The sequence below is a fragment of the Legionella sp. km772 genome (assembly GCF_003989735.1).
In the GTDB taxonomy this organism is placed as follows: Bacteria; Pseudomonadota; Gammaproteobacteria; order Legionellales; family Legionellaceae; genus Legionella.
The window spans coordinates 1-5,828 of the sequence record NZ_RZGQ01000171.1 but is presented as its reverse complement, the minus strand read 5'-3'; the positions used below and the strand labels follow the sequence as shown (position 1 = coordinate 5,828).

Below are 5,828 nucleotides of genomic sequence, written 5' to 3'. Positions count from 1 at the left end.
ATCTCCGCATCGCTGCAGATTGAGTGCAGTGATCATTTTCAGTGAAATCACTGATCGATTTCGAGTGAAATAGGTGATCGTTTAAAGTGAAACGAGTGATCGAATTCAGTGAAATACGCAGACGCAAAAAATAAACTTGTAAAAGATAGTGAAATCTATAAGTTAATTGCAGAAAATCAATCAAAATTAGAGGAAAAGGAAACCCTAAAAGAAGCCATTAGAATTGCCAATCAATTTGTTATTGCTTTAGAAGCAAAAGATCGGGATGGAGTAACTGTTAACTATCTAAAGAAGCATGGTTTTTATAGAATTTTATATCGTAATCCTCAGATAATGGGCGAAGAGCTACCATCAAATGATATTTTACACAAACTATTGCGGAATGGTTTCATAGGTGTTGCCGCATCTGCTCTCATTATACTTCTTTTTGCTGCAACAGCATTTTTTGCAGCTCCTTTTTGGCTTACGGCTATTACGACCGGATTATTTGTGGGAGCATCTACTTATTTAAGTGGAATCTTATATGGAGTGGTAAACGACCTTTTTGCAACTCACTCTAATTTGCCCTACTTCTTATTAGGTCATCAACCACAGCAAAAGAGCTTATTAAGGACAAATGACAAAGTTGCGCAAGGTATTGCCTGGGGTGTCGCTGCCACCTTCGGCCCTGTGGTAATTGCCACCATTGTGTTTACAGTAGCAGCAACAATTACTGCTTTTTTTGTACCAATGGCAACTTTTTTATTGCCAGTCATGATGATTGCAATGCCTTTGATTGCTGTAGGTGCAGAATTCTACGCACGCAAAAAAGCACGTGAATATATAGAACAAGGCGAAGAGTTTCGTTGGATGGGCTCTAATGAATATCAGCATGATGGTCTTGATTACATGTGTCCCACTAAACCAGAACGTGCTGCCTGGTATGCTAACTCCGATAGAAATATGTTTGGATTTACAAAAGTACCTTTAATTGGCCTTGCTGCATTGTCAGGGTTAATTGTATTAAGTGCTGTGAGCATGTTTTTGCCCCCATTACTCTTTACCTCTCCAATTATAGCAATGGCAATCCCTGCTGCCTTTGCTGCTGTTGCTTGTATTACTTTAAGTGCGGCCGGTTTGTATATGCATGTCAATCGTAACAAGCAAGTTGATGACCGTTATCGGTTAGAGTTTAATCGTGCTGAGGTTGAGCCTAATTTATACCTTGATGAAGACCTGCCTTATGTTCAAGGACTAGTAAAAACCGATACCAAACAGGAGCCAGGGGTTGATTTTGATTCATCGGACAACAGCTCAAGCGCTAATGAAGCTTTTTTTGATAGAAAACCAGCCCGCAAAACCTCAATTATTCCACTAGAAGAGCCATGTCAGGAAGACGGGTTAGTTTGTAGTCATTAATCTATCGCCTCTAATATTTAATCAATATATAAGAGCGCAGGCCTTTATAAAGCCAACCATATCAAATAATGGTTGGCGCCCAAATTAACCCAGACCTTAAGTTTCATTTATCCCTATGGTGGTTTTACTTAATTGAGGGGGATGTTTACGCAAAATAACCGAAAGTGATGCGAGTAAAGAGTAAATCCAGCAGAGGCAAAAAGGAGCGTTTAGGGGCATATTTTTTTCCAAAGACAGCAGGAAATACACTGATTTATTTTTTGGCCACCCTATTTGTTTTATCTAATTGATTATTAATACTTTACTGATGCGGCTGCGCCGAATCGAACCGCGGACCTTTTGATTACGAATTAGAAAATAACGGTTTTTAGCTATTTCGACACGATATGATTTTCTTTTAAATTCCTTTTATTCATTTGATATTTCAGCCATATTGAGTTATAAGTTCTTTTAATGAATTTGACCTTATTCTTCGACACATATTCGACACGTTACGACACGCTCAATTTAAATAGTGAGAACAATATGCGAATCAACAAAACAAATATTGAGAACTTAGCTATTCCCCAATCTATTAAAACCGGGCAAAGTGCTCAAAAGAAATATTACGATGATAACCTCAAAGGATTTGGCGTACGTGTCACCTCAGGAGGCACTAAAGCATTTTTTGTTGAAAAGCTCATCAATAGAAAACTTAATCGGATAACTATTGGTCGTTACCCCGAAATTAGTCCTGATATGGCTCGAAAGAAAGCGACAGAACTACTCGGACAAATTGCTATGGGTAAAGATCCGATTGCTGAGAAAAGAGCGCAATCTATGCGTGAAATTACTTTAACCGAAGTTTTTCAAGAGTACTTACAAACCCGAAAAACCTTAAAACCTAAAACCATTAATAATTACACTCATATGATTGATAAGGCATTTCCTACTTGGAAAAATAAGCCTATTTTGTCAATTACTAAAGATCGCATTAGCAAGCATCATGAAAAATTAGGAACAGAGCACGGTGAAGCCTATGCCAACCTTGCAATGCGTGTTTTACGCGCCCTCTTCAATTTTGCTGCTGGTCAATATGAAGATGCCCAAGGCAAATCACTCATTATGGAAAACCCTGTAAGACGCCTTTCACAAACTCGTGCATGGTATCGTGTAGAACGTCGCCAAACATATATTAAACCCCATGAACTGGAAGCTTGGTATGCAGGGCTTAACAAAATAGAAAATGATACTCTCAGAGATTATTTATTGTTGATTTTACTAACAGGTCTTCGAAGAGAGGAGGCAGCTACTCTAAAATGGGAAAATGTCGATTTAGCAGCGAAAACTTTTACTATCCTTAAAACAAAGAATAATGAATCACACACTCTGCCTCTCTCTGATTTTCTCTATGAGTTATTGAATGCTCGTCATGAGAAAAAAATTAATGACTATATATTTCCGGGAACCGGTGCCGCCGGCCACATTATTGAACCACGTAAACAAATGGCTCATGTGACCAAAGCTTCTGGTGTTCATTTTACAGTACATGATTTGAGACGAACCTTTATAACTATTGCCGAAAGTTTAGATATCTCTTCTTATTCACTTAAACGGCTAATGAATCATAAAATGTCTAATGATGTTACTGCAGGATATATTATTACTGATGTGGAGCGTCTTAGAAAACCTATGCAATTAATTACTGATTATTTTTTAAAGTGTATGGGATGCGTCAAATCAGCTGATATTATTGAAATCCAGCCTGCAAAAATGGAGTCTTTAAAATGAGTTTATCCGCAACATCTGAATTGCTTACGTCGATTCGTACTATATTGAACCAAGCACGAACTCAACTGCAAAACACCGTTAACAATACAATGGTACAAGTGTATTGGAATGTAGGTCGTCTAATTGTTGAGCATGAGCAATTAGGAGAAAACCGAGCCGCTTATGGTAAACAGCAATTAAAGTCACTTGCGACTCAATTACAAGCTGAATTTGGGAAGGGTTTTATTGAACGTAATTTGAGATATATGCGGGCATTTTATCTGGCCTATCCAATTTGGAACGCAGTGCGTTCCGAATTAAGTTGGACTCATTATCGCATTTTACTACGTGTTGAAAATGAAGCTGCCCGTAATTGGTATTTACAAGAAAGCATTGATCATAGCTGGAGCTCTCGGGCGTTAGAACGGCAAATCGATAAATTGTATTATGAGCGCCTTTTATCAAGTAAAGATAAGCAACCCGTCATTGATGAAGCTAATACTCATATCGAACCTTTAAAAAATGATCCAAAGAATTACTTACGCGATCCTTATATTCTAGATTTTTTGAATCTACCCCACGTCTCAGCATTAGAGAGTACTCTAGAGCAAGCCCTTATCAATAATCTTCAACAATTCTTACTAGAACTTGGCAAAGGCTTTGCGTTTGTAGAGCGTCAACAACGGATTGCTACAGAAGATCAAGATTTTTACATCGATTTGGTATTTTACAACTATAAACTCAAGTGTTTCTTACTTATCGACTTAAAAATTGGTAAACTTACTCATCAAGATGTTGGGCAAATGGATACTTATGTAAGGATTTATGATCAGCATCGTAAAGATGTTGATGACAATCCCACCATTGGGTTAATTTTATGTAGTGAGAAAAGTGAGGCTGTTGCAAAATATTCAGTATTAACAGACAGCAAACAACTCTTTGCTTCGAAATATTTGCATTATTTGCCAACTGAAGAAGAGCTTCGAGCTGAATTGGAACGCGAGCGTTCCATTTTAAACGAGTTGCCTAGCCACGGAGAGGAAAACTAGGTGTATTCAACTGATCCCCATTTTCAAAACACCGAACTTATTCCAAAAGAAACTCCAAGGGCGCAATATACAAACTTCGTTTGTGCGTAAAATAAGCTCAAAACAATGAACTTAATTTATCAGTTTTATGAGTAGTGTTAGAAACGTTAATCAGCACCTAAAGGTTACTCAAATAGTAAAGTTTTAGTTAAATATTGCTCTAAGAATCCACATTGCAAAGCAATGTATATTGCGCCCTTAGAAAATTCTTTTCTTCGGGAATTCATCAAATTTTGATATTGAACGTTAGTTGCTGAGCTGTGTTTCGGGAGGTATTGGATAATTGCTTGAATTATTTTCAATATCAGGAGGATCGGTTTTGGAATATTGCACGGAGAAATTAATCAGAAAATGTTGGGGTAAACTGGATTAACTCACAAGCTTTAGGAGTTGTTTGATTCTTCAGAAGATGCATGGAGTCTTTGTTTCATTTCTTTAAGTACCTTATCAGATCTGGAATGGTCTATTTCTATTGGGGGGTAAATCATGTTTGACAATCCCTTCTACTCCACAAGAGGTTCTAGTAGAACGGGCATTTAGCTTTCTAGCCATTTCTTTATCCTGAAGATGAGGATTAGTTTCTGATAATGTTTTCATCTCTACATTATACTCCATTTTCCCTGTAATGAGACCAACCCTGATAATTTTCAGTGGTACAAGTGGAACAAATGGGCCCCCTTCATTTTACTGGGGTACAAGCGTTCCAATATCAAAATCCCTGATGGTACGCGTGGGACAAATAACCCGCATTTGTTCATTCTAGTTACAATTTCTTTGAATTTGTTTTCAATTGTTGACTTTAATTTTTAAACCACGTAATAATCTACTCGTTGTTTTGAAATAGCTTTATGAAAATGGCTATAAAGCTACATGGACTTTTGGATAGAAAGTACCAGTGTTACTGGGATTTTCAAATGATGGATTTACGGAAAAAGCCACATTGGCGGCATTTTTATTGCCGATTGAAAATTCTTTTAATGACGAGGTATTACTATGTCTAAAAATAATGTATCGCGCTTACAACTTATCAATGAATTCGAATCTGCTCCCGAATCCACCCTATTTAATCAAAATACCTTAGCTGCTGTTTTAGATTGCTCGGTTCAATTACTTGAACGTAATCGTTGGGCTGGTCAGGGTGTACCCTACTTAAAAATTGGTCGTACCGTTCGTTATCGCAAATTGGATATTCTTAATTATCTTCAACACCAATGTGTTCATAACACTCTTCAAGAAGCGGTTTAGTCTTTCTTTTTTGATCTTATTGAATATGTGGAAGGTGGTGACTCACCTTCCTGCGATAGTTGTTGGAGAGAATAAAAATGAATTCAGAACAAATATATCACGTTGATTTTAAACAGTCTAAACGCATTAAATCATTTCAATATGCAGGTGGACTATTCCAGTTAACTTCAGATGGAGTGATTTTTGTTGGTAAGGATAAAGACAATAATGAGCTGCCCCCTCGCTGGATCTGTTAGCTAGGTCCGGGGATCTGGAACAAAATTCAGGAAAAATAAGAGCTATTCCCGGTTTGTTAGTTCATTCACCTTACTCTCAGAATGGCTTATCCACAAGTCCATAGGCCAGGAG

Annotated in this window: 6 protein-coding genes; 5 read left to right on the top strand and 1 reads right to left on the bottom strand. The window is 37.4% G+C overall.

The annotated features are described in order from the left end of the window. Positions 1–108 precede the first annotated feature (108 nt). The 3 genes from ELY15_RS12960 (at position 109) to ELY15_RS12950 (ending at position 4,196) form a co-directional block, all read left to right on the top strand. A complete protein-coding gene (locus tag ELY15_RS12960; protein ID WP_233586745.1) occupies positions 109–1,398 on the top strand; it encodes a hypothetical protein in 1,290 nt (429 codons plus the stop codon). Between the two features lie 525 nt (positions 1,399–1,923). Further along, entirely contained in the window at positions 1,924–3,168 is a 1,245-nt protein-coding gene (locus tag ELY15_RS12955; protein ID WP_127100708.1) for an integrase arm-type DNA-binding domain-containing protein, read from the top strand. Then, positions 3,165–4,196, top strand: a complete 1,032-nt coding sequence (locus ELY15_RS12950) for a YhcG family protein (RefSeq protein WP_127100706.1) — start codon at positions 3,165–3,167, stop codon at positions 4,194–4,196. The genes ELY15_RS12955 and ELY15_RS12950 overlap by 4 nt, the downstream gene beginning before the upstream one ends. Positions 4,197–4,682: 486 nt before the next feature. On the opposite strand, the gene ELY15_RS16235 is transcribed toward ELY15_RS12950, so the two are convergent. Beyond that, positions 4,683–4,832, bottom strand: a complete 150-nt coding sequence (locus ELY15_RS16235; RefSeq protein WP_158617490.1) for a hypothetical protein — start codon at positions 4,830–4,832, stop codon at positions 4,683–4,685. A gap of 396 nt (positions 4,833–5,228) precedes the next feature. On the opposite strand from ELY15_RS16235, the gene ELY15_RS12945 reads away from it, so the two are divergent. Beyond that, the gene (locus tag ELY15_RS12945) at positions 5,229–5,480 is read left to right on the top strand and encodes a hypothetical protein (RefSeq protein ID WP_061692146.1); all 252 of its coding nucleotides are present in this window, start codon (positions 5,229–5,231) and stop codon (positions 5,478–5,480) included. Between the two features lie 77 nt (positions 5,481–5,557). Beyond that, complete coding sequence (locus ELY15_RS16230) at positions 5,558–5,716, top strand: hypothetical protein (protein WP_158617489.1); 159 nt, start codon at positions 5,558–5,560, stop codon at positions 5,714–5,716. The last annotated feature ends 112 nt before the right edge of the window (positions 5,717–5,828 follow it).

Excerpts from the sequence above, each read along its gene's own strand:
- ELY15_RS16230 (WP_158617489.1), top strand. The coding sequence starts at position 5,558 with ATGAATTCAGAACAAATATATCACGTTGATTTTAAACAGTCTAAACGC.
- ELY15_RS12945 (WP_061692146.1), top strand. The coding sequence starts at position 5,229 with ATGTCTAAAAATAATGTATCGCGCTTACAACTTATCAATGAATTCGAA.
- ELY15_RS12955 (WP_127100708.1), top strand. The coding sequence starts at position 1,924 with ATGCGAATCAACAAAACAAATATTGAGAACTTAGCTATTCCCCAATCT.
- ELY15_RS12950 (WP_127100706.1), top strand. The coding sequence starts at position 3,165 with ATGAGTTTATCCGCAACATCTGAATTGCTTACGTCGATTCGTACTATA.
- ELY15_RS16235 (WP_158617490.1), bottom strand. The coding sequence starts at position 4,832 with ATGAAAACATTATCAGAAACTAATCCTCATCTTCAGGATAAAGAAATG.